This is a genomic window from Clostridium polyendosporum, assembly GCF_018332455.1.
Lineage (GTDB): Bacteria > Bacillota > Clostridia > Clostridiales > Clostridiaceae > Clostridium_AY > Clostridium_AY polyendosporum.
On sequence record NZ_BOPZ01000005.1, the window covers coordinates 149524 to 175034 of the forward strand.

22 protein-coding genes and 2 tRNA genes are annotated in these 25511 nt (G+C 28.7%); 7 read left to right on the plus strand and 17 right to left on the minus strand.

Annotated features, from left to right (window positions below):
- Positions 1-41 precede the first annotated feature (41 nt).
- The 3 genes from CPJCM30710_RS04735 to CPJCM30710_RS04745 all read right to left on the minus strand — a co-directional run bounded on the left by CPJCM30710_RS04735 (position 42) and on the right by CPJCM30710_RS04745 (position 3521).
- Positions 42-2393 (minus strand): ATP-dependent DNA helicase, encoded by a 2352-nt coding sequence (locus CPJCM30710_RS04735; protein ID WP_212903029.1) that lies wholly within the window; start codon positions 2391-2393, stop codon positions 42-44.
- 85 nt (positions 2394-2478) lie between these two features.
- Entirely contained in the window at positions 2479-2634 is a 156-nt protein-coding gene (locus tag CPJCM30710_RS04740) for a YvrJ family protein (RefSeq protein ID WP_212903030.1), read from the minus strand.
- Between the two features lie 293 nt (positions 2635-2927).
- A complete protein-coding gene (locus CPJCM30710_RS04745; protein WP_212903031.1) occupies positions 2928-3521 on the minus strand; it encodes a DUF1836 domain-containing protein in 594 nt (197 codons plus the stop codon).
- 943 nt (positions 3522-4464) lie between these two features.
- On the opposite strand from CPJCM30710_RS04745, the gene CPJCM30710_RS04750 reads away from it, so the two are divergent.
- Positions 4465-4710 carry an AbrB/MazE/SpoVT family DNA-binding domain-containing protein gene (locus CPJCM30710_RS04750; RefSeq protein ID WP_212903032.1) on the plus strand — a complete coding sequence of 82 codons (246 nt, stop codon included), beginning with the start codon at positions 4465-4467 and terminating at the stop codon, positions 4708-4710.
- Between the two features lie 239 nt (positions 4711-4949).
- Here CPJCM30710_RS04750 and rsmI read toward each other — a convergent pair whose 3' ends face one another.
- The 3 genes from rsmI to CPJCM30710_RS04765 all read right to left on the minus strand — a co-directional run bounded on the left by rsmI (position 4950) and on the right by CPJCM30710_RS04765 (position 7905).
- Positions 4950-5789 carry a 16S rRNA (cytidine(1402)-2'-O)-methyltransferase gene (gene rsmI, locus CPJCM30710_RS04755; RefSeq protein WP_212903033.1) on the minus strand — a complete coding sequence of 280 codons (840 nt, stop codon included), beginning with the start codon at positions 5787-5789 and terminating at the stop codon, positions 4950-4952.
- Positions 5790-5795: 6 nt separating this feature from the next.
- A complete protein-coding gene (locus CPJCM30710_RS04760) occupies positions 5796-6560 on the minus strand; it encodes a tRNA1(Val) (adenine(37)-N6)-methyltransferase (RefSeq protein ID WP_246503451.1) in 765 nt (254 codons plus the stop codon).
- Between the two features lie 88 nt (positions 6561-6648).
- Positions 6649-7905: a C40 family peptidase gene (locus CPJCM30710_RS04765; RefSeq protein WP_212903034.1), complete on the minus strand. Its 1257-nt coding sequence runs from the start codon at positions 7903-7905 to the stop codon at positions 6649-6651.
- Between the two features lie 342 nt (positions 7906-8247).
- Between CPJCM30710_RS04765 and CPJCM30710_RS04770 the strand changes: the two genes are divergently transcribed.
- Positions 8248-9585 carry a lipid II:glycine glycyltransferase FemX gene (locus tag CPJCM30710_RS04770; RefSeq protein WP_212903035.1) on the plus strand — a complete coding sequence of 446 codons (1338 nt, stop codon included), beginning with the start codon at positions 8248-8250 and terminating at the stop codon, positions 9583-9585.
- Positions 9586-9627: 42 nt separating this feature from the next.
- Here the strand turns inward: CPJCM30710_RS04770 and CPJCM30710_RS04775 are convergent, their stop codons facing one another.
- Complete coding sequence (locus tag CPJCM30710_RS04775; RefSeq protein ID WP_212903036.1) at positions 9628-10809, minus strand: metallophosphoesterase; 1182 nt, start codon at positions 10807-10809, stop codon at positions 9628-9630.
- 330 nt (positions 10810-11139) lie between these two features.
- Positions 11140-11439, minus strand: a complete 300-nt coding sequence (locus tag CPJCM30710_RS04780) for a hypothetical protein (RefSeq protein WP_212903037.1) — start codon at positions 11437-11439, stop codon at positions 11140-11142.
- Positions 11440-11698: 259 nt separating this feature from the next.
- Here CPJCM30710_RS04780 and CPJCM30710_RS04785 point away from each other — a divergent pair.
- A tRNA-Pro gene (locus CPJCM30710_RS04785) sits at positions 11699-11774 on the plus strand.
- Between the two features lie 151 nt (positions 11775-11925).
- Here the strand turns inward: CPJCM30710_RS04785 and CPJCM30710_RS04790 are convergent.
- Complete coding sequence (locus tag CPJCM30710_RS04790; RefSeq protein WP_246503452.1) at positions 11926-13326, minus strand: N-acetylmuramoyl-L-alanine amidase; 1401 nt, start codon at positions 13324-13326, stop codon at positions 11926-11928.
- Between the two features lie 186 nt (positions 13327-13512).
- On the minus strand, positions 13513-13638 hold the full coding sequence (locus CPJCM30710_RS18020; protein WP_281413951.1) for a hypothetical protein: 126 nt from the start codon (positions 13636-13638) through the stop codon (positions 13513-13515).
- Between the two features lie 169 nt (positions 13639-13807).
- Between CPJCM30710_RS18020 and CPJCM30710_RS04795 the strand changes: the two genes are divergently transcribed.
- The 4 genes from CPJCM30710_RS04795 (at position 13808) to CPJCM30710_RS04810 (ending at position 18117) form a co-directional block, all read left to right on the plus strand.
- Complete coding sequence (locus tag CPJCM30710_RS04795) at positions 13808-15157, plus strand: [Fe-Fe] hydrogenase large subunit C-terminal domain-containing protein (RefSeq protein ID WP_212903038.1); 1350 nt, start codon at positions 13808-13810, stop codon at positions 15155-15157.
- 127 nt (positions 15158-15284) lie between these two features.
- Positions 15285-15803, plus strand: coding sequence for a phosphatase PAP2 family protein (locus CPJCM30710_RS04800; protein WP_246503453.1), 519 nt, complete (start codon positions 15285-15287; stop codon positions 15801-15803).
- Positions 15804-15959: 156 nt separating this feature from the next.
- Positions 15960-16616: an HAD family hydrolase gene (locus tag CPJCM30710_RS04805; protein ID WP_212903039.1), complete on the plus strand. Its 657-nt coding sequence runs from the start codon at positions 15960-15962 to the stop codon at positions 16614-16616.
- A gap of 37 nt (positions 16617-16653) precedes the next feature.
- Positions 16654-18117, plus strand: coding sequence for an oligosaccharide flippase family protein (locus CPJCM30710_RS04810; protein WP_212903040.1), 1464 nt, complete (start codon positions 16654-16656; stop codon positions 18115-18117).
- Between the two features lie 104 nt (positions 18118-18221).
- On the opposite strand, the gene CPJCM30710_RS04815 is transcribed toward CPJCM30710_RS04810, so the two are convergent.
- From CPJCM30710_RS04815 to CPJCM30710_RS04845, 7 genes are all read right to left on the minus strand, one after another.
- A complete protein-coding gene (locus CPJCM30710_RS04815; protein WP_212903041.1) occupies positions 18222-19310 on the minus strand; it encodes an EpsG family protein in 1089 nt (362 codons plus the stop codon).
- Positions 19311-19341: 31 nt separating this feature from the next.
- Complete coding sequence (locus tag CPJCM30710_RS04820) at positions 19342-20112, minus strand: GumC domain-containing protein (RefSeq protein ID WP_212903042.1); 771 nt, start codon at positions 20110-20112, stop codon at positions 19342-19344.
- A gap of 18 nt (positions 20113-20130) precedes the next feature.
- The gene (locus tag CPJCM30710_RS04825; RefSeq protein WP_212903043.1) at positions 20131-21213 is read right to left on the minus strand and encodes a glycosyltransferase family 4 protein; all 1083 of its coding nucleotides are present in this window, start codon (positions 21211-21213) and stop codon (positions 20131-20133) included.
- A 12-nt stretch (positions 21214-21225) separates the two neighbouring features.
- The gene (locus tag CPJCM30710_RS04830) at positions 21226-22314 is read right to left on the minus strand and encodes a glycosyltransferase family 4 protein (protein WP_212903044.1); all 1089 of its coding nucleotides are present in this window, start codon (positions 22312-22314) and stop codon (positions 21226-21228) included.
- Positions 22315-22451: 137 nt separating this feature from the next.
- Positions 22452-23888, minus strand: a complete 1437-nt coding sequence (locus CPJCM30710_RS04835) for an oligosaccharide flippase family protein (RefSeq protein WP_212903045.1) — start codon at positions 23886-23888, stop codon at positions 22452-22454.
- Positions 23889-24200: 312 nt separating this feature from the next.
- Positions 24201-24950, minus strand: coding sequence for a peptidylprolyl isomerase (locus CPJCM30710_RS04840; protein ID WP_212903046.1), 750 nt, complete (start codon positions 24948-24950; stop codon positions 24201-24203).
- Positions 24951-25398: 448 nt separating this feature from the next.
- Positions 25399-25474, minus strand: a tRNA-Phe gene (locus CPJCM30710_RS04845).
- Between the last annotated feature and the right edge of the window lie 37 nt (positions 25475-25511).

Here is a 25511-nt window from a genome sequence, read left to right on the forward strand (position 1 = left end):
TTTCACTTTATTAAACGACAGCAAATCAATGAAAAACACAATTAATTCCAAAAATATTTTAAAACTTGATTTATGTTTTCTTTAGTATTAACCATAGAGAAGTTTTTCCACCCTTCTGGCATTAAAGAAATATACTTAGAAGTTAAAAATCTGTCATCAATTAATAAAACTGCTCCCCTATCCTCTTCCGTTCTTATAACTCTCCCAGCTGCCTGTAGTACCTTATTCATTCCCGGAAAAGTATACGCATAATCATATCCAGCAGCTTTAAACTCATCAAAGTATTGCTTTATTATCTCTCTTTCAAAACATATCTGTGGAAGTCCTACCCCTATTATAACTGCACCTATCAACCTATCATTAGTTAAATCTATACCTTCTGAAAATATTCCTCCCATTACACAAAACCCTATTAAGGTGTTTACTGGGTTCTCTTTAAAACAGTTTAAAAAATTTTCTCTTTCCTCTTCCTTCATTTCTCCTTTTTGAAAAATTATATTCAAATTAGGATAGGTATATTTAAACAGCTCATATATCTTCATCATATATGCATAGGAAGGGAAGAAAATCATATAGTTACCTTTTTTCCCTTGAGTAAATTTATATATGTAATCCACTATAATTGAGAAAGTTTGCTCTCTTCGTTTATATCGTGTAGAAATAGGCGATATCATAAGGCACAAGTTTTCTGAATTAAATGGCGAAGAAAGCTTCATCTTATAACTTCCTTCTTCTCCGCCTAGTATATCAATAAAGTAATTTAAAGGAGTTAAAGTTGCTGAAAAAACAATAGTACTATGTGCTCTCTTAATACCTTGCTGAAGGTTGTTTCTAGGATATATGCAGAATAGTTTTAGCGCTACATCCTTATTAGAACAATCCACATAACTTAAATACCCCTCATCATAGTATTCTGACATATTAACAAAAGCATTTAAATCAAAGTATAACTCTAAAATGTGCTCATATCCTTCTACATTTTGATTCTTTACTAGGTATTCATCAGACTCTTTTAAGAAATTTCTTATAAGAGGATAAATATCCTTTGGTTCTCCTTCTAGTAAATATGACTTTTCATCCTGCTCTTCTCCACTTCTTCTTACATCAACCATAAAAGAATTTAATGCATTTAAGGATTTATATAACTTTGGTACCTTTCCTTTAACAAATTTTCTTCCTTCCAAAATATTACTTTTTAATATTTCAGCAGAAAACATATCTCTTCCTCTATCTATTAGATTATGGGCTTCATCCACTAAAAATATATATCTTTCATTTATATCATCAAAGAATCTTTTTAAATAAGTCCTAGGATCAAATACATAATTATAGTCACATATTATACCATCACACCAATAACTTAAATCTAAAGAAAACTCAAATGGACATATATTATATTTTATAGAATATTGTTCTATTATTTCCCGTGAAAAATACTGTTCATTAGTTATTACGTCAAATAGTGCATTATTCACCTTATCATAATAATTAAGAGCATATTGACACTGCTCAGGGTTACATCCTATTCTCTCATTAAAGCATATTTTGTCTTTAGCAGTAAGGGTTATAGTCTTAAATTTTAATCCCTTGTCTCTTAATCTTTTAAATGCCTCTTCCGCCACAGTTCTGGTGATAGTTTTAGCTGTTAGATAAAATATCCTGTCACCGCTCTCTTCTCCAATAGCTTTAACTGCAGGAAAAATTGTAGATATAGTCTTTCCTATCCCAGTAGGTGCTTGAGCAAAGAGTACTCCACCTTCTCTAATGGTATTGTATACTGATACTGCTAGTTCTCTTTGCCCTTTTCTATACTCCTTAAAAGGAAATGCTGTACTTTTTATTGAGGTATTCCTCTCATTAATCCAACTTAAAGAAAGCTTAGCCCATTTATAATATCCTTCTAAAACATCTTCTACAAATAGCTTCAGTTCATTAATAGAAAATAATTTTCTTATGGTTTTTATTTCATTTGATGTAAGCTGATAATAACTGATCTGAACACTTATATTTTCTAATCCATTGAGTATGGAATATATATAAGCATAAAACTTAACTTGAGCCCAATGCGTAGGATTATAATCGGCATCTATATGTATGAGCTCTTTATTTGTACTTTTTATTTCTTCTACAATAACATCATTATTATCAACAATTATTCCATCTGCTCTTCCTTCAACAGCAATATTTAAGTCATCAAAAGAAAAGACATGCTTTAGATAAACCTCCTTTTCATAATTATCATAATCATTTTTATTTTGTTTTTGAAGTTTTTGATGAGCTTTTATCCCTTCCTGTGCTCTACTTTTTCCTATAAACCTATTATCAATATTTCCTTTTCTTAAAATAAACTGTACAAGATTTCTTACAGAAACCTTAACTTCCTTCTTTATCATAACTTCTCCTAAGTAATTTAAAGTTGTATAACGATAATAGCTAAGTCTAATCCTTTAGACTAAAACAATACCTATATTTTTCACACTAAGGGGTATTATTTTTAATATTAGAAACTACCTGTGATAGATTGTTAATACTAGTTGTTAAGTTCTCTAATTTCCCCTCAATTCTAGTAAGTAAATAAAGAGAAATTGTGATGGGAAAGCCTAGATTACCTATAAGTTGAACCATACTATCCATGATATCATCCTCCTCTCACTCATTAGATATGCACATATTAGAAAGTTTTAATTTAATACTAAATTTTATAATTAGATAAAACTAATATTAATTTATTTACTAAAGATACACAATTCCAATACCTAACTAGCTTTGGAAAGTAATCTCGGAATGCAATACTTTCCCTATAATTCTTAATTCAATATAAACTTATATGTCTGAATTATAAATTCAGTTATGAAGTTGTGTATCTATATATACTGTAATAAAAATCGTTATAAAAAAAGCCATATAAGGTAAAAAACCTTATATGACTATTCTGCATTATACTGACTAACTAATTTTTGTACAAGCTTTTTAATAACGCTTGCCTGTGCTATAAGAGCCATCACCATAAGGAATATCCTAATTCTCTCTTCATCTGTTTCTTCTAAATGTAAACTCTTTATTGTATTTTCTAACTTAGATTCATCAAATAAAGGATCTTTTAAAAACTCTTTCAAACTTTCAGTCTGGACTTCTGAGAAAACCTTATAAGCATCCTCCCATGAAATTATATCATCTTCTCTATCATTTATTTCATTGAATGCAAGTCTAAAAACTTTCTTTATCTCTTCAGTGGTTAATAGCGGCCTCATATAACTTAACAATAGTAATTGAGTTAAATGAACTTTAGTATATCCTCTTTTTTTTCCATCTTCCGGTTTAGATATAACTTCACTCTTAATATAATTCTGTACTATATTATTTGTATATTTATCATCAATAAACTTATCATTTAAATAATCAATAACTTGTGATAAGAATAAATCATATTTAGGAAGATCGTTATACGAAACTATATTGTTTTTTGACATTTCTTCCGCTAGATTCATAACATGACTAGCATCGAATTTTTTAGTTTCCATATCTACACCTCTAAACTTTCTATTTTTGCACTTTTATTTGCTGCCATTTCACAAAATGGAATCTGACTAGAATTCAACACCCTTAATACTCATCAACTTTGTTACCTATTATCATTATATAGTATATATAAACCCATTACAAGTTACCTTAATCTATTTTAGATTAATTATTTACATTTTAAATACTACATACACATACTTCAATAATAATCATTATTTATTCACAACTTATCAACAGTATATGTTGATAAGTTCTCACAATCCAATAAGCTGTGGATAAAAATTCAAACTTTTGCACATTATCCACATATTATTTGTGGACAAATTATTGATATTTAGAGGATGATTCCCTACCTATAAATATTTTTTTAATAGTTCCCTGATAATATTCTGAAAAAAATATTACATTATTTTTACAATTAACTGCAAAATGTACTATTAGTACGTTAAACTGCGTGGTAAATATTTACTTAATATTTAATTAAAGTTATATATTTTCTTTTCTCAGTATTAATTATAAGCAAAATACCTTTTAGTTACATATATTGATTATATAAGATTTTTTATTTAAATAACATATGTTTTTTTTCGACATAGCTTATCCATCATTCCAACAATTTACTTATTTTATTTATCAACTTATTATTTTCACATATAGTTTATTTTTTCCATATTCCGTTAAATTATAACCATTACAAACGTATACATATCCATAAATAGGGGTACAAGCTTTTTTTTGTAATAAAAAAATATAAGTTTATTGATTTAAAGACCTATTGACTTTTCAAAAAAATGGTAGTATATTTTATATTAGATGATATAAAAATAAAAAAAATGTAAATAAAAACATTTTTTTCTGAATAACGTATTGACTTTATATTACATTTTTGTTAGTATTATTATAGAATTTGTCGAACGATGTAAAAATTGAGGAGGAATAACAATGAAATCAACAGGTGTAGTTAGAAGAGTAGATGAATTAGGAAGAATAGTAATTCCTATAGAGTTAAGAAGAACTCTAGATATAGCTGAAAAGGATGCTCTTGAAATATATGTAGATGGAGAACAAATAATTCTTAAGAAGTATGAACCAGCTTGTATATTCTGTGGAGATGCAAGAGATGTTGTAAACTACAAGGGTAAGAATATCTGTAAAAACTGTTTAGAAGAATTAAAAGACGATAAATAAAACTTCTCAGGCGTCGAGCCTGCCCAGTTTTAGCCAGAGTTCACTTTGTGAAATGGCCAACAAATAATATTCTATTCTCTATTACAACACCTCACTCCCCTTGATGGTGTTGAATATAAGCACTTCAAATTATATTGAAGTGCTTTTTGCTTTTTAAGATTTAGAACTTAAAACCCCAAAGATTGTCATAAATTACAATGAATGAATAACTTAATACTTATTTATTTATCTATGACATTTTATATTTCTGTTGAATATTTATAAACTTCTGATTTAGGAAGATTTCTCTCCTTAGCCACCTTCTTAATAGCTTCCTTTTTATTTAACCCTTCATTAATAAGCTTAATAATATGATCTTCTATAGTAAGGTGTTCCCACTGTGCCATTTTTTCATTTTCTATTTCCTCTAAACTTTTACCTTGAATAACAAGTACAAATTCTCCTCTAGGAGAATTTTCATCAAAATATTTTATAGCTTCATCTAACGAAGCTCTGAATATTTGTTCATAAAGTTTTGTAAGCTCCCTACACACTGCTATTTTTCTATTACCTAAGTTCTCATATAAAAACTTCAAAGTATCTAAAAGTCGATGTGGTGATTCATAAAATATAAGAGTTTCTGTTCTATTCTTAAGTTCTTCTATTATTGGTTTTCTATCTTTATTTTCTCTTGGCAAAAAGCCTCTAAATAGAAATTTCGAAGTATCTAATCCTGAATAAACTACTGCAGTTGTTATAGCTGTTGCCCCTGGCAGTACCTCAAATTCTATTTCTTGGTCTATACACCTTTGAACAATTACAGCACCTGGATCAGATATTCCAGGCGTTCCTGCATCAGTAACAAGTGCTATTTTTTCACCTTTCCTAATTCTATCAATTATGCTCTCACTTTTTCCAAGTTCATTATGCTGATGATAGCTTATTAGAGTTTTCTTTATTTCATAATGATTTAATAACTTTAAAGTTTGTCTAGTATCCTCTGCAGCTATGACATCTACATCTTTAAGTACCTCTAATGCTCTTAAAGTTATATCTTTGAGATTACCTATAGGTGTAGGCACTAAATAAAGTTTGCTCATTTCCCCCTACTCCCTTCCATATATTCTATTAATTTCATCACTATACCCACCCTCATCATTATAAACATATAAAGGTGGTTCCAACTTTAAAAATTGTCCTCCATCTCTCTGACCTTCTACAAGAATGATGTTAGGCGCTTTCTTCGTGTTAGGATGAACCATTCTAATTCTCTTTGGTTCTATTTTATGTTTTCTCATAAGACAAAGAATATCAGCTAATCTTTCTGGTCTATGAACCATATACAATCGTCCATTATCCTTAAGAAGTATTCTAGAAGCTATAATAACATCTTCTAAATTGCATAAAACTTCGTGCCTAGCAATGGCAGTTTTATCATTTGGATTTAGAATTCCAGACTGATTAAGTTTATATGGGGGATTTACAGTAACAACGTCTGCCTTAGGTATAGATTTCATAATTTTTAAATTCTTAAGATCTTCTTCTATAAAAGTAATTCTATCTTCCAGCATATTAAGTTGTGTACTTCTATTAGCCATTTCAACCATTTCTCTTTGTATCTCTATACCTGTAACTCTTCTCGCCTCAGTCTTACCAGCTATTATAAAAGGAATAATCCCTGTGCCAGTACACAAATCTATAACTTCATTACCTTTTCTTACAGTTGCAAAATTAGCTAACAAAACAGCATCAACCCCAAATCTAAAAGCATCCTTCTTCTGTATAAGATGAATACCTTTTAATTGTAAATCATCTAAAGTTTCACCATCCCAAACCAGTGTTTTTATCATTTCCTTATCTATAATTCTCATTTGCTCTTTGTTCCTCCGTCTAAATGTCATTATTTATTATACCCAACTACTGCAAATTAAAAAAGAGCTAGTAATCTAGCTCTTTAAATTAATTTACTCTTCTAGCTGCCACATAATCATAAATTGGACCAACTTTTACTACATCACCTGTTCTTGGTGCATGTATTATTTGACCTCCGCCAACATATATACCAACATGCTGAGGAGCTGAAGCTGAACCTCTTTCAAATACTAAGTCTCCTGGCTGTAACTCTCCGCGAGATACTGGTGTACCAACAGTGACTTGATCATACGTAGTTCTTCCTATGTTAACTCCAAACTTTCTATATACATATGATGTGAATCCTGAACAATCAAAAGTACTTGGGCCTGTTGCTCCCCAAACATAAGGAGTTCCTAAAAACTGATACGCATAAGATACTACAGATGATGCTGAAGCACTTGGTGCTGGAGCACTTGAAGCTGGAACAGCTCCTCTACTAGGTACAAAAGTACTTGTAGTCTTAGCCTTCTTTTTTTCTTCTATAAGATTAACAGCTTTACTATCATAATCTTGTATTTGCTTTTCAATAACTGAACTTACAACTTTAACTCTTGCTGCATCAAGCATTTTTCTAGCATTTCTTAAATCCTCAATAGAACTATCTGAATTGTTAATTATTGAAATAGGATATTCAATTAATACTCTTTCACTCTCAGTTAAATTTGATAAAGCCTTCTTTTGCTCTTCCTTTAACTGCGCAACAAGCTTAAGTTGCTCGTCCTTTTTCTTATTTAGTTCATCAAGCTGTGTTTGTGTTTCTTTATTAAGTTTTTCAAGCTCCTCATTCTTTGCTTGTAATTCTTTTACTTTATCATCTAATTCCTTTTTCTTATTGTTAAGCTCAGTAATTATCTTCTTATCGATGCTCATTATTTTTCCTACAGCTTGCATCTTAGAAACTAAATCATTCATATTCTTTGAACTAAGAAGTAGTGCCAAATAGCTTTCTTGTCCACCAGATTTATATATAGCTCTTATTCTTTCTCCAAAGACTTTTTCCTTGTCTTGGAGTTCCTTTCTTGCTTTATTAATTGCTTTTTCAGTTGAATCAATTTCACCTTTTGCTTTCTTTATATCATCATTATTTTTATCAATTTTTATAACTAAAGGTTGAATTTGATCATCTAAGTCATCTATTTTACTAGTTAAGTCATCTATCTTACTATTTACGTCAGCATACTTATCTCTGTTTTCTTGAATCTGCTTCTGTTGTGCTTCTGTAATTGGTTCTGCAAATGCTTGTACACCAGTTCCAATAACCACACTCAAAGCAATTAAAGTAGAAATCGCTCTTTTCATCATAGTTTTCAGCTCTTATAACTATATATACAAGAGCTACTACCCTCCCCTACCTTTTTTATCTAATTCAAATTATAACATTAAATAGTTTTTTATAACAATGTCAATGATTTCCATTTTACATTTTTGTAAAATTATTTACAAATTATTAATTTTTTCTTCAAACTCATACCTTACAGATTATACCTTAAATAGTACCAATTGTCTACTCGTAACTTTTTATCAACAATTTATTATATAAGTATTTCCCTTGAAATTTCTTTATTTTTCGTATTACAATAGTCTTATGCGTTCATATTATTAGTTCTGTGGCTTATCCCACAAATATTAAGGGAGGAATTTTGATTGTATAGTTTTAAAGAAATAAATCCATTAGAAGTAAACAAGTTCAATAATGAACATAAGAAGGGACATATATTTCAAACCTCTTACTGGTCTGAGGTAAAAAAGGAATGGGAAGTAAGATTTATAGCTGGTTATGATCAAAATAATGATATTGTTTTAACTGCTACAATACTCTTAAGAAAAGCTCCTTATATAAATTCTTATATGGGATACATACCAAGAGGTTTTACTTGTGACTATGAAAATAAAAGTTTAGTTATAGAATTTACAGAATATCTAAAGACTTTTGCAAAAAGCAATAAAATTGCTTTTATTACAGTAGACCCTGATATTCATCTTGCTGAAAACGAAGTAATCCAAGAAAAGGGTAAAACTGTAAGAGACTTCCTCAGAAGTTCTAATTATAAGAATACAGATAGTAAAAACTTCGAGGCTATCCAACCAAATTTTGTATTTAGATTAGATTTACCAACGGAAGGAGAAAAAAATAATATAAAGAATCAAGTTTTCAAGAACTTTTCAAGTAAAACTAGATACAATATTAAGGTAGCTGAAGATAGAGGCCTTTCCGTTGAATGGTATGATAAAACTAATCTTACTGAAGAAGTTCTTACCAAATTTCATGAAATAATGGTTACTACAGGTAAGAGAGATAATTTTATAGTAAGAAGAAAAGAATATTTTAAAGATATGATAAATAATATTTCTCCTTACTGCAGACTTTACATGATAAAATACAGTTACCAAAAAGATTTTACTAGATTAGAAGAAAAGCTTAAAAAGCAACAAGATGCTAGAAATAGAGCTATTATAAAGATTAATGAACTTAAAGAAAATTTAGTTGCTGAAACTGATGAAGGTAAAGCTTCAAGATTAAGTAAAAAGCTTGCAGATCAAGAAAATAGACTTAAAGATTCAGAAAGACAAATAGAGGGCTTCACTCAAAAGATTGCTGATATTGAGCCTTATAAAAATAAAGAAATATATCTTTCTGGGTCCATTTACCTTTATTATGGAGGAAAGGCATGGTACCTTTATGGAGCATCTGAAAATATTCTTAGAGATACTATGCCTAACTTCCTTATGCAATGGGCTATGATTACAGATAGTATAGATTTAGAATGCTATCTATACGACTTTAGAGGAGTCTCTGGAGATTTAAGTCCTGAGAATCCATTGTATGGGCTGTATAAATTCAAAAAAGGCTTTAATGGAAACTTCGTAGAATTCATTGGTGAATTCGATCTTGTTATAAATTCTTTTATATATAATATGTATAAAAAAGCATTCCCTAAGTTTAAAGAAATTAGAAATAAAATTATGAATAAAAAACAATAACTAAAAATGACGGCCCTAAAAGGTCGTCATTTTTAATAGTAATTAATTATGTTCTGTTAACTGATTATTATTTTGAAATTTTATTTTTAAATTTACAATTTCACTCCTACTTCCTATTCTTATAGGAGGTCCCCAAGTTCCATATCCAGAAGATACTATCACATTAAAATCTCCCTTTTTTAAATAACCATAATCTACTTCAAATATCCCTTTAGTTATTAAGTTGTTAGGGAAAAATTGCCCCTTATGAGTGTGTCCTGAAAACTGTAGATCTATTCCTGCCTCTTCACTTTCCTTTATCGAACTTGGATTGTGATCTAAAACAAATAACGGCATTGATTTATTATAATTTCTTAATATTTCATCCAGATCTTTCCTCCCGATTCCAATTCTATTAATTGAAATGTCATCTCTTCCTGCTACAATAAATCCACTATCCACCACAATAGCTTCATCTCGTAATACTGTTACTCCTGCATTCCTGAGTTCCTCAGTAATTCTATCCTGATTTTCTCCCATAAAATCATGGTTACCGAGGGAAGCATATACACCATAATTTGACTTTATATTAGAAAATTGTTGAGCCATTTTACCCTCAATAAAGGGTTGTAGTTCATTATCCACCACATCTCCTGCAATAAAAACAACATCAGGTTTTAAAGAGTTAATTTGTTCTACCATTTTGTTTAACCTATTATTTTCAATTAAATCTCCCAAATGAATATCAGATACCATAATAACATTTAAATCTTTTATTTTTAATGAATCCTTATTTATTGTAATCTCATAATTTTTAACATAAGCATTCCTTCCATTCCATGTACCATATATAATAATAAAAAAAATCATTAATGAAATTATAAATACTAACGCAACTGAAAGATTATTGGGGATTAAATATTTGCTAGGTATAAAATTTAACTTTTTATTAATAGCTCTCACTAAGTCTATAAACGGAAATATAAGTAATAGATAAAATAAAATAGCTAACCAATAAACTCCTATAAGAGTAAAAACACTAAGAATAGCTCCCGGTAAATAACTAATTAATAATCTTGACATAATGTAAGCTAAAGAGATAAACCAAAAGAAAATCCAAAATACCTTTGAATTTAAAGTATACTTGAGTGATATTCCTGTGAATACCTTAAATCCTATATAATAATTTATAAGAAGATAAAAAATGAAAAATATTGATATAAAGATAATAACTTTCAACTTCATAAAACCACCTTTTTTCATCACTATTTAATTCTTGACTAGTTTTTAATAAACCAATCAAGAATCGACCCTTTTAAGCTTTAGCCAGATTTCACTTTATAAACTGGCAGCAAATTATAGTTAAATAATTCCAAACTCTAACTCAACATGAACTTATGTATTAGCGAATTACAAATTTAATTATGAAATCTTTTATACATAACATATAAAAAAGTCCACTCCGTGGATTGTGTTATACGTTATTCATAACTTGACGATTTTATAATTTCCTATAGGGTAAAAAGACATGTGAAATCTATCACATGTCTTTTTTTAACTTTCTACGTAACATTACTATATGTATTTTTTAGTTAATTTGTTTTGTATAAGAGAAGAACTCATCATAATAATTAAAAAAGTTATGATCCATACCTTAGTTAGATTAGGGAAGGCGAAGTCTAATATTCCTAATACTACACCTACTATACCAAGAATAATATTAAATCTTCCGATAAACTTCACATAACCTTTACTATCCTTTAAATTACTTCTTTTTTCTAACTTTTGAGCTAACCCCTTACCAAATGCAAGTACAATTCCAAATATCATATATAAGATACTGGCAACTTCTAAAACTAAAGTTGTTGTTCTCATGCTTATTCCTCCTTTAAAAAATAAAAGCTCATAATTATGCTTTATAAATTTTAATACTTCTTCTAATTTCCTAATTGCCTAAGATATGTACCTTTAATTATAGATAACTATGTTTATATTAGTAAAGAAAAATCTTAGCCTAAATTAGTCTATAAATTCTTTAAGTAATATTAATCATTTATAAGAAAATTATTTTATAATTTTCTTATAAAATATATTGACAATAATCATTTATGTGTCTATAATTAGAAATGTGCCTCGGGGTGTGGCGCAGATGGGAGCGCGCGTGGTTTGGGACCATGAGGTCGCAGGTTCAATCCCTGTCACCCCGACCATTAAGGAAATTGTAGAAATACAATTTCCTTTTTTATTTTACATAATTTATAATATACTAAATCTTAGCAGGCATTGACCCTATTCAACTTTAGTCAGATTTTACTTTATGAAATAACAGCAAATAAAGCTGTTGAATAATATCAACAGCCCTTATTTTTTTATCCTCTGACTAATTATATTAAGAATATTCTCAATAACCTCTTCATATATTATAATTTTAGATTGTAATTCGCTATTTTCATTAATTAATTTTGTAATTTGTATATCTTTCTCACTTATAAACTTTTCTAATTCATCTATGCTGCTGTAAACATTACCATAATGACTTTTTAACGACTCAATACCATTAGAAATCTTATCTAGATTACTTTTAATGTCTACCACATTGTTTCCATCATCAGTGTTACTTCCATCTTTACCTACTAAACTATTGTTAACATTACTACCTGCAGCATTAGTGCTACTTTCAAAGTTTTCTTTAATAATTGTTTCTTGTATATCAAACATAAGTTTTAAAACTCTAACCCCATAATCTTGAGCAGGAGCCCAATTTCCTGAAAGTTCTTCAACATATTTTACCTTACCCAAAAGATATGGGAAATGTCTAGAATCTTTAGTGTGGCCTTTTGGATAACCGCTCGCCCCAGCATAAAGAGCTAAATGGTCTAAATGAGCTGAAATCCCATCTTCCCATGTATTAAATTTTATATGAGCTGAAGGAGAATCATCTCTAGCTGTAGAAGTTTTTAATCCACAAGGATTTTTATAACCTTCATCTATCTTACCTCCAAACTTACCATAACCAGTTTCTAATGCAGCTTGAGCATAAGCTACTACTGGGTTAACTTCACCATGAGATGAATATAAATCCCAATATAAATCAGCTAATGAAATAAAAGTTGGTGTAGCATTATTATTTTTCGCCCATTGTTTAACTTGGTCCTTTAAGGCTGATGGTTTTAATATTATCGGAGTTAAGGTATTAATAGGTTGTGCATTAACACTATTCTTATATGGTTTTCCAATATAATTTAAGAATCCTTTACATATAGCTAAAGAGATTTTATCTTTAAAATCATCATCCCTTAGCAAACTTTCTTCTGCTGAATTACTTATAAAGCAGACTTCTAATAAAACTGCAGGCATGTCCGTATCTCTTAGGACTACAAAGTTTGCAAATTTAACACCTCTATCAGCTAAACCAGTGGCCTCTACAACGTGATCTAATACCTCTCTTGCTAACTTTTCCCCTTCTCCACCTTTTGCTAATACATATGCTTCTGTACCATGTGCAGTATCAACATCAGCACTATTAACATGAATACTAAAAAAATATTTTGCTTTAGCATCATTTGCTATCTGAACTCTTTCAGAAAGATTTAAAAAGTTATCATCTTCCCTTATTTGTTTTACTGTAACACCCTGATTTTTAAGAATTTCTTCACACTTTTTTGCAATATAAAGATTACATTCCTTTTCCATAAGACCTGTTGGTCCTACTACACCAGGATCTATCCCCCCATGACCTGCATCTAAGGCTAAATCAACCATATCTTTCCCCTACAAAATTAGTTATCATTACAATATATTAAATGTAGATTAAAATATACTTAATAATGTACTTTTTATTTTAAATAATTATCCTTAACCTAAATATACAAATGAATAAAACTGATCAGATATTGAACCTGCTCAGTTTTGGCTAGATTTCACGTTATAAAATTTAACTTATTTACATTAATTATTCTTTTCTTTATTATGTAATCTATTATAAAATTCATCCTCTCTTGCTGCAGCTTTACAAAGAGCAAGACAAAAAATTATAACAAAAGAAACCAAAAAAATTATTAAAAAATATATCATTTAACTCACCTTCCAATTCCACATTATGGAAACATTATTGTTATTACTTATTTTTTACACATTTTATATATTTATTCACATTTTTCTTGGTAATAAATCCTAATGTCCTTGGATAAAATAACAAGAGGTAAATCTGCTATGTAAATCTCTTAAGAATAGGAGGAGCTTTATGAAAAAAAAATATGAGGAATTATTTAAAAAATTAGTTAAATCATATTATGAAAATAACTTTGATGAAACACTTGAAGAAATTATAAATTCTAAGGACTTCGATAGAGAAGAAGCTATGGCAGTAGTTTCTGCATTATGTGGTGTAGATGTAGATAAAGATGAAAACTTTATTTATAATATAAAAAAGGCTATAACTAACTATAAGGTAAGAGAAAAAATTGTAGAAAAAGTTTCTGAATGTTCAGTAAGCTGTCATACTGATGAGGACGGGAAAACTAAGTGCCAATTATCATGTCCATTTAATGCAATACTTAAAGAGCCTATAAAGGGTACTACTTACATAGATATGGACTTATGTACTGATTGCGGTATGTGCATTGAAGCATGTGATAGTGGTAGACTCTTAGATAGAATTGAATTTGTTCCAATCATGGAATTATTGAAGAACAACCAAAAAGTTATCGCTGCTGTTGCTCCTGCAATTACTGGACAATGGGGACCTGATGTAACCATGGATCAATTGAGGGAAGCTTTTATAAAGGTAGGCTTTGCTGATATGTTTGAGGTAGCTTTTACAGCAGATATGCTTACAATTAAAGAAGCAGTAGAATTTGATAAGCATGTGCATAAAAAAGGAGACCTAATGATAACTTCTTGTTGCTGCCCAATGTGGGTAGGTATGCTAAAAAAAGTCTATAGTGAGCTCGTAAAGGATGTTTCGCCCTCTGTATCTCCTATGATAGCTGCTGGTAGAGTAGTTAAAGAACTAAATCCAGATGCTAAAGTAGTATTTATAGGTCCATGTATAGCCAAAAAGGCTGAAGCAAGAGATAAAGATATCGCTGGTGCTATAGATTATGTTCTAACTTTTGAAGAAGTAAAAGGAATATTTGATGTTCTCGATATAGAACCTGGCAAACTCGCTGGTGTTCCTTCAGTTGAATACGCTTCAAGAGGTGGAAGGTTATATGCAAGAACTGGTGGTGTATCTATAGCAGTTTCAGAAGCTATAGAAGAATTATTCCCTGAAAAATCTAAGATGTTTAAAGCAATTCAAGCTCATGGAGTAGTAGAATGTAAGAAAATGCTCACACATGCTCAAGCAGGTGAAATAGATGCTAACTTTATAGAAGGAATGGGTTGCGTAGGAGGATGTGTAGGTGGCCCTAAAGTCTTAATCCCAAGAGATCAAGGTAAAAAAGCTGCTGATGACTATGCATATAGCTCTGCCGTTAAAGTAGCAACTCATAGTGATATCATGGATGAAGTTCTAAAAAAATTAGGCATAGAATCTCTTGAGGACTTTAAGGATGAAAAGAAAATAGAAATATTTGAACGTACCTTTTGAGAAATGCGGCGATAGTCGCATTTTTTCTTTTAATATTGCTAAACTTAAACTCCCCTTTACCTTTCTTAACGAAAATTTAAAATTAATTATGTAAACTATACTTACAAAATAGAAGGGAGTTGTTAAATTGCTTCTTCAAAATATAATTAAAAAAGATGAAGTATTATTAATAAAAATAAATACATCACTTAAATGTAGACTATTGGATATTATTATGCCTATAGTAACATATCTAGGTTCTACTCAAATATGTATAATATGTTGTTTATCTTCTTTACTTATCTTTCATTCTCCTTTTAATAAATTTTCTTTAATAATTACTTTGTCCTTAGTTATAAGTTCATCCATATGCAGTATAATAAAACATTCAGTAACTAGAATAAGACCATTTATAAAGTTAAAAGGACTTCACATAAAAAAGATAGGAATTGATGAATATTCTTTCCCTTCTGGCCATACATCTGCTGCCTTTTCAATGGCTACATGTCTTTGTTTTCTTATTCCTCAATGGAATATAACTTTTATAACTTCAGCAATTTTGGTAGGTTTTTCAAGAATATATCTTGGAGTACACTATCCTACAGATGTAATAATAGGTATGATAGTTGGTATAGTTCCATCATTAATACTAAATTTCTTCATTTAACCTTTTCAACTTTCTTTGATTACACTACAATACTAGCCTTTCAGAAACAAACTGGCGGCTACCACCTAAGAATCCCACAGATTTATCTGTGGGATTTGTCAATCTACTTTAACAAGTTATAGTATTATGATACACTTTAATAGGGTGATATTAACAATGTTAAATAATATAAAAGCAGCAATATTTGATTTAGATGGAACTTTAATAGACTCAATGTGGGTCTGGGAACAGATAGATGTAGATTATCTAAAAAATAAAGGTTATGATAAGCCTAAAAATCTAAAAGAGGATATAAACCACTTAAGCTTTGAACAAACAGCAATTTATTTTAAAAATACCTTTAATATCAAAGAATCAGTTGAAGAAATAATGAATGAATGGTTCAACATGGCTTTTGACCATTATGAAAACAATGTTAAGTTAAAATCTGGTGCAAAGGAATTCCTTCTTAAACTAAGAAAATCTGGAATAAAGATAGCACTAGCTACCTCAAATTCAAATTCTCTTCTTCAATGTGCTTTGAAGTCTAATGGTATTTATGAGTTTTTTGATGTTATTACTACTACTGGTGAAGTTGAAAGAGGTAAAAACTTTCCTGATGTTTATCTTTTAACAGCAAAAAAATTAAATGTGGAACCTGAAAACTGCATCGTATTTGAAGATATACTGGCTGCAATACAAGGTGCAAAAGCTGCAGGAATGAAGGTTGTAGGAGTATATGACGAGGCTGCAGAACACCAGAAAGAAGAAATAATAAATTTAGCAGATAGGTTCATTGAAAGCTATGACAATATTGAAGAAACCGCGGTTTAGTATATAGCTATGGTTTATTTTAGAAAGAGGTAATTACATGACCAAAGAAAAATCTATTTTAAAAAATGTAATATATAAAACTTTATTAAATGTTTTTAATATAATTGTACCTATAATAATAGGACCTTATGCTTATAGAATTATGGGACCTAATCTAATAGGACGTATAAGTTATGCTGAATCTATTTACACATACTTTTTAATATTTGCTTCCTTTGGAATATACAATTATGGATTAAGAGAAATTAGTAGAATAAGAAATGATAAGTCACAAGTTTCATCCCTTTTTAGTAGTTTATTTGTGATCAGTGTGGCTGCTAACTTAATAGTTACACTATGCTATTTTATATTTGTATTTTTTAATTTCAAAGGTACTCCATTATTTCCAGTCCTCATATTATACGGTATAAACCTAGTTCTAAATGTTTTCTATATAGAATGGTTATTTGAGGCTAATGAGAGCTATAACTTTATTGCCATTAAAACTATGGTTATTAGGATAATATATATAATTCTTTTATTTACCCTAGTTAGAACATATGAAGATTTCTTAATTTATGTTTCATTAAATACACTATTATTTTTGCTAAATTATATTGTCAGTTTTATTTATATTAAGCGAAGTGTTAAATTTAACTTTTCAAATCTCCAAATTAAAAGTCATGTAAAATCTTTGCTAATTGTTTTAGTAATGTCTAATGCAAATATTCTTTATGTTCAATTAGATAAAATAATGCTTGGTAGTTATTTATCTGAAAAATATGTTGGTTATTACTTTACAAGCCAATTAATTACGAACATAATTAACGCATTACTTTTATCGATAATTTATGTAACTATTCCAAGACTTTCACATGTTATTGCAAATGAAAGTCAAAAGGCCTATGAAAAGTTGCTAGGGCAGATTTGTAAAGGTTACTTTGCTTTTTTATTTCCTGCAGCTATAGGAATGTTTCTACTTTCAAAAGAAATAATACTTCTTTATGGTGGAGTTGAGTTTAGCCCAGCAATAGGGATTTTAAAGATTTTTTCTATATTTATGATTGTTGCAGGAATCGAATTCATATTTACAAACCAAATTTTCTATGTAAAAAAGAAAGAGAAATTTTCCGTAGTATTAATTGGATGTGGTGGTTTACTAAATTTATTAATAAAATATATATTAGTGGTATTTAATATGTTAAATCCTTATACAGCTATAGCCACAACTACCTTCTCATACAGTTGCTTAATAGTAGTTGAATATATAATTATAAGACGTAAGCTTAAAGTTGATTTAAACCTGTTATCTATTAAAAATATGAAGTATTTAATTATATCTTTTTTATTTATTCCTATCGTCTACTGCATTAAATACTTAATATCAAATTTAATATTAATAGCATTACTTTCAGTAATAGGTTGTGGGGTAGTTTACCTTGTGGTACTTTTATTATTAAGAGATGAATTAGTCTTTAGTCTATTAACAAGGTTTAATATAATAAAAAGTAATAATTCATAAACTGAGGTTGGGGGAGAATACTTCTCCACCTTTACCCACATTTTACTAAATAAAATTACAGCATATTAAAGCAGCTTCATTGAAGCTGCTTTTTTACATTCATATTATATTAGTTTTTTCATAAATTCAAAAATCAAATTTTTATAAGGTATAAATTTTTCCGTTTGTCCCATTAAGGCTCCTACTAGATCCTTTAATGTATAGAGATAACATACTAATATAGCATTAAAAACTACTATCTTATTCTTAACTGCATAAACTATACTTGGTATCAATAATATCTCAAAGGTTTTAAAATAAAGTGCTCCTCTTGTAGCCAATCCTTCATTAACATTAAATATGATATACATTATTATAGAAAGAAAATATCCATTTTTTAATATATTATAGTAAGTATAGTTATTTCTTATATCTCGTTCTAACAATAAAAATGCTATAAAAATTGCTACTCTAAAAACAAAAGTAAATCCAACAAATCCCAATGGAGCTCCTGAATAAGCTTTATATTTATAAATTACATAAGGTAAATTAATAATCTTTGTAAAAATAAACTCAAAAACGCCAAATCTAAATACTGCATATATAACAAATGAAAATGCTACAATAATGATAAGTTTCCTATTTGATAACTCAACATTACCTATAAAATAGAATGGTAGAAATATTACTGCTGAATAATGGAATGCTATTGCAAAGGCCATTAAAATTAAATAACTTACTAGCCTTCTTTCTTTTATGTACCTAATACTATACAATGAAAATGCGATAGCGAGCCCTTGACGTATTTGACCAAAATCCTGAATAATAAAATTTGCTGAAAAATATATTATTAGTGAAATAAATGGATAAATTGAATATTGCTTAATGGATTTGTACTTGAAGACTAAGCTTACCAATGCTATTATAAAAATTAACACTTCAAAGCCTAACCCTAAAAGTTTTAGTATATAACATAAAGTTGTAAAACCGAACTCAATACCCATATTAAATAAGGTAGAACTATTTACTCTATTAAAAATATCCTTATATGAATCGTAATCATATCCAGTATTATATCTGAAGCCAGCTACAAAAAATAACATAATGAAAAAAAATGTTAGAAAGATATTCTTATAACTAGGGAATTGCTTCTCTTCACATACATCTAAAAATGCAAAAATGAACATTATGGATAATAGACCTAAGTAAATCATTTAGCTATCTATTTCCTTTCATAATTAATTTTTATCTTAAGCTTCTAAAATATTCAATAAGGGTAACTAAAAATAAAATACCGAACAATCCACCAGCTGCCCCTACTACAGCATATTTAAAAGCATCCTTTTTACCTTGTTGAATTGTACTATTCTTTTCTTCTATTGTAGTAACTGGCGATACATAGTTATCTTTCTTTATTTTTGCATCTGCCCACTGATCTAAGGCTGTACTTAATCCACGAACATCAGTTTTATCACCAATTAAGCTTCTCTCTTTATCTTTAATTACTTCCATTTTTTTATCGTAGTAAGCAAGTATCTTTCCATAATATATATCCATTTCCTCTTTTATGAACTTATCTGTTCCTTCCCTATATGCGTTTTGTATATCTTTATTTAGCTCCTTATTTGCTGATGTAATTTTTAAATTAACAATATTGGAGTTTTTGTCATTTATTCTTGCTTCAATTTGAGATGATATCCAATTAATTATCAATTCTTCATCAACATCACTAACTTTGTTCAAATTCTTATAATCTTTTATAATAAGATCGTTACCTGCAATATTCTCATAAAGCTTTTTACTATTTATTAATTCATTAGTGTTAAGATTAATTTTTCTTAATTCCTCTCCATCAAACTTCATTGATACTTCTCTTACATAAACAGGTTGTTTTCTTAAGGACATTGATCCTAGAACTGCTGCTCCTATAATTGGAACTACAATAATTAAAGCTAAATACTTCTTAACTATTACAAAAAATTTTTTCAAATTATCTTGCTTATTAGCTTTATCCATGAAATTTCCTCCTAATCATTATTTAGTTTTTTCTATGGAGTTTAAAACCTCATCCCATTTAAAGATGATATTTTCCTTGCTAAATCTTTTTATGTTACTTTTTGCGTTAACTGACATTTCTTTTCTTAAAGATTCATCTTCTATAAGCTTACAAATAGAAGACGCTAAACCTTGTATGTCATTAGGTTTTACTAAAATTCCATCTATACCATCATTTACTATATCTCTTGGACCTGTTTCACAATCAAAACTTACCACTGGTAATCCAAAAGACATTGCCTCCAGTAACACCATAGGAAATCCCTCAAACCTTGAAGACATAACATATATACTTGAATTTAGGTATTGTTCATCTACTCTATCAATTTGACCTAAAAACTCAACCTTATCGCTAATTCCATATTCTCTTACCTTATCTTTGATTTGTTTTTCTAATTCACCATTACCTGCTATCCTTAATATCCAGTCAGGATGCTTTTTACTTACTTCTTCCCATGCTTCCACAAGCATATCAAATCCCTTTTGATAGTGAAATCTTCCCACGGCTAAGACAACCTTATTGGAAGCTGTAGTAAATTGATTAGGATAAAATACAAGTGGATTCTGTATTGCTTTAACTGTGGCCTTGCATTTTAAATTATTTAAGTAATTATCTCTATCAGTTTCTGTTAGAGTTACTATGAATTTGGATTTTTTTGCAGCAATAATTCTAGCAATATCTCTTAATTTAGTACCTAAATTTGTTTTAAAATTAAAGTGTTCCCATGAAATTATAGATGTCTTTATGCCAAAGCTTGCAGGGTATGTAAATATCCTTAATATAACATCAGCTTCAATCAAAACATCGAATTTATGTTTTTTAAGTACTTTTCTTATTTCCTTAACTAAAGGTATAAAGTTCTTTTTGTTGTTTTCTGACCCATTCTTTAAGGCTATTACCTTTATTGACTCATGGAGAGGAAAACCACTCTCTGAGCTATTTGCTAAACTCATAATATAGACCTCATGATTTTTAGAGGCCATATCATTTGCAATTATTGTTGTAACTCTTTCTGTTCCCGCTTTTTTTGAAACATCTCCAACAAAAAAACAGATTTTCATAATAAATCTCCCTTAATATTCTTTACATATTTCCTTATAATAACTATTAATTTTTTTAGTGTATACCTCGATAGAGAATTTGTTTAAGGCGGTATTATATGCATTTTCAGCTAACTCTTTTGCCCTTTCTTTATTAAATAATAAATATGCTATCTTCTCACTTAAATCATTTACATCTTCTTTTTCAATTAATAAACCATCGTATCCATTAGTTATAATCTCAGGAATACCACCTGTATTAGTTGCAATTACTGGCAGCTTGTTTGCCATGGCTTCGACTATAGCAAGACCAAACCCTTCCCATCTAGAAGGTAGAACAAACATCTTACTTCTCTGAAGAAAACTATTTACATCATCTCTGTTACCTACAAATTCAATCTTATTCTCTAATCCTAAGCTGTTTCTAAGTTTTATAAGTTCATCCTTTAAAACTCCATCACCAACAACAACTGCCTTTGTTATTTGATCTTCAACTTGTTTTATGGCTTTAATATAAAGATCTACGCCCTTTTCTGGTCCTCTTAAAGAACCAACTAATGCTAAATCATATATCTTTTGTTCATTTTGCCATTCACACTTACTAGTTTTTATTGGTATACCACCATAAATCACCTCAGTTTTATTACTTAGCGATGGCATCCAATCGACAAGAGCTCTTTTTGTCATTTCACTTATACAAAAAAGCTTCTTATAATGTTTATATGACCATGTTTCAATTGGATAAAACAACTTAATATCTCTTCTCTTATTAAAAGTACTATGTTCAGTAAAAATAAACGGTAAATTATTAAACCTTTTCGCAAGAATAGCTCCATAGTATTGACCCGGAAACAAATGTACATGTATGCAATCATATTTATATTCTTTTATTATATCGGTGACCTTTTTTATAGCCGTCCTAAAATTGTACTTACTTTTCAAACCCAAATTAAAAACTCTTATGTCTTTTTGCTTTAATTGATCTACTATAAAGGTATTTCCCCCTCCTAATAGACAAATATCATTTTCTATATCTTTATCATTATTTGTAAGTAAATAATTTTTAAGTAGTGTTTCTGCACCACCAATATCTAGATTGTTTATAATTTGAAGAATTCTCATCTTTATCCCTCTTGATTTAGTTTTTATTTTAATACTTATAATAAAAATATTTATTTTTCATATTATAAGTAATACTTAACATGTAACTTTTATTATAATAACATAAAAATTACCTTTTTAGTATCTTTCTATATCTTTTAATACCTAAGTTTTTTAATAAATGAAAATAAAATCTCATCTTTTATAATAAATAAAATCAGTATATATATTACACCATTTGCCACTACTCCTAATAACGCTACTAATAATATTTTGCTTATCAAACTTTTAATTAATATAGTTATTGGAATAAATATTAATGAGATAAAAAAATACTTAATTTTATCTATCTGGAAAATATTAAATCTTATCTTTAACTTAGTTCTTATAAAAATATATTCTAAGATTACAAGTAATGAATTACATACAAGAGTTGTTACAACCGCTGTTATCGGAGTCAGTATATTAAGTTTTAATAAAAGGAACTTAAGAATAAGATTTAAAGCTCCACAAGATAGTAAGAACTTTACTAAGTATTTTTCTTGTCTTCTTACATATATAATTTGATTAGTAAATAAAGAATCAAACCCTATAGTAATTAAGTACATTGCAAATATCTTAAGAATAGGGATAGCATCGATATATTGACTACCTACATAAAGAATTACTGCTTCCTTAGCTAATACATATAATCCTATTGCTGAAGGAAACATAAATGCAAAATAGTACTTAGATACTCTATTTAATAAATTTATATATTCTTCTTCACTGCTTTCTACAATATTCGAAAGTCTAGGTACAGTAACATATACTACAGATAAAAGCATGGGGTGAATAAGCGTTATTATCATTTGACCTAAGTTATAAAATGCTACTTGTGCTTCTCCATTATAAGTTCCAATCATTAGCTTATCTAACTGAGTATATAATACATTAGCATTAGAAATTAAAAGTATAAAAACTAAAAACTTAACATGTGTTTTTATTTGGATATTTGAAAAATCAAATTTAACCTTTTTCTTTATATATATAAAACTAATAAAATTATTTGCTATAAAAGTAAAGGTGGTTAATAATACATAAATGTAAAAATCACTTTTTGACTTTACTAATGTAAGTAGTAAAATAATATTAATTATTCTAATTATTATTGACTTCATAGCAATAAAATCATAATTTTCAAGAGCTTCATTAACCCATTCAATGTAAAAAATATCTTGAATCATATTTATTCCATATACTATTAAAACCCAAAATTGAGGTTTATCATTAAAATTTAGAATTACATAAAATAAATATATCGTGAAAACTGTAATATGACTGATCAACCCTAATATAAACATATTGGTGAACATTTGGTTTAATTTTTTCTTATCACTTCTTACCTTACTCATCTCTCTTAATGCATAGTTGTAGATACCAAAACAAGCAAATATCATAAAGTAATTGTAAATACTCTCTGAATAACTAATTCTTCCTATTAAATCAGGTCCTAATATTCTTAAAGGATACGCGCCAATAATTATTGGAATAACTATATTAAAAACCCTTAATAGAATACTATAAATTGTATTTTTAAAGATTGATTTTTCCATCTTTTCAACTCCAGATACTGTATTTATATAGCGTCAATAGGTTATCACATTAATATAAAATTTAATAGGCGTCTAGTCTATAAGCAAATAACTTTATAACTGACTTATTTGCTGTGATTTCACCTTCTCAAATGGTAATTAAAAAGGTCCACTCCGTGGACTGTGTTATAAGTTATCCATAACTTGACGATTTTATGATTTCCTATAGAGAAATAAAAGCAGCTTGAAAACAAGCTACTTAAATAACTAAAATACTTCTTTATAAATTACATAATACCTTAAATTAGCATATTACGTTATGTGCTTATAATATTATATTTTTCTGTCAACTCCATATTGCTCAGCTAATTCTTTAACAAAGTCTAAATACTTTTTTTGTTGTCTTTCTTGAACTAACTGATTTACAACTGTACTCTTTACTTCATCAAATGACTTGATAGAAGCAGGATTCTTTAATTCAACCTTTATTAAGTGATATCCAAATTGAGTCTTAACTGCTTCACTTAACTCACCTATTGCAAGTTCAAAAGCAGCCTTCTCAAATTCAGGAACCATCATTCCCTTAGAAAACGCTCCTAAGTTTCCTCCTTCTGCACCTGAAGGGCAAGTTGAATACTTTGCAGCAGCTTCTTCAAAAGTAATTTTTTCATCTAATATTTCTTTTCTTATCTCATTACAATTTTCTTCTGAATCTACCAATATATGCTTTGCTGAAACAGTTTCTGGTTCTGAGAACGTATCTTTATTAGCATTATAATAAGTTAATGCTTCCTCATCTGTTACAGTAACCTCTGCTAATGTTTTGTTTATTATCATCTGAGTTAACATTTCCTTTTTTAACTTTTCTACTTGTTCTATATACTCTTTTGAGTTTTCGAAACCATTCTTTTTACCAAATTGGTATATAAGTTCAAAATCTATTACCTGTCCTAGAAGCTGTTTCTTACCTTTTTCAGTGTTAAAAAACCCTCTTCTATTTTCCGGATATTTTTCTATTAGATCGTTTAATTCTTTCTCTGTAATTTCTTGTCCGCCTACTACAGCTAATACTTTATCTTCCATATTGTAGTCTCCTTTATGTTTATTTACAAAATAATTTATTTAATATGTAATTTTTTTGGCTATAATTACTTAATTTTCGAAATTATAGTCTTTACTATAATACCACAAATTTAATTATTTTCATATTAATTTAAGAATTTAACAATATTTTAAAATTTATATTAGATAAAAAGTCGATAAGCATCAAACCTACTCAACCTTAATTAGATTTCACTTTATAAAATAACAACAAATAAAGAAACTCATAGTAACTTTACTATGAGTTTCTTTATTTGCATTATATTCGAGTTAATCACAACTTATCCACAATATCTGTGAATTAAAACTGAGTTTCATCGAAAACTTATTAATAAAAATAAAATTTTGCAGTAAACCTATTAGAGAAAAACTTTGTATCAAAAAGTTATAAGTAATAAATAAACCTAGTACAAAATGCACTAGGTTTATATGGTGGCTCGAGCAGGAATCGAACCAGCGACACGAGGATTTTCAGTCCTCTGCTCTACCGACTGAGCTATCGAGCCATACTAACCTGGCAACCTCCTACTCTCCCACACAGTC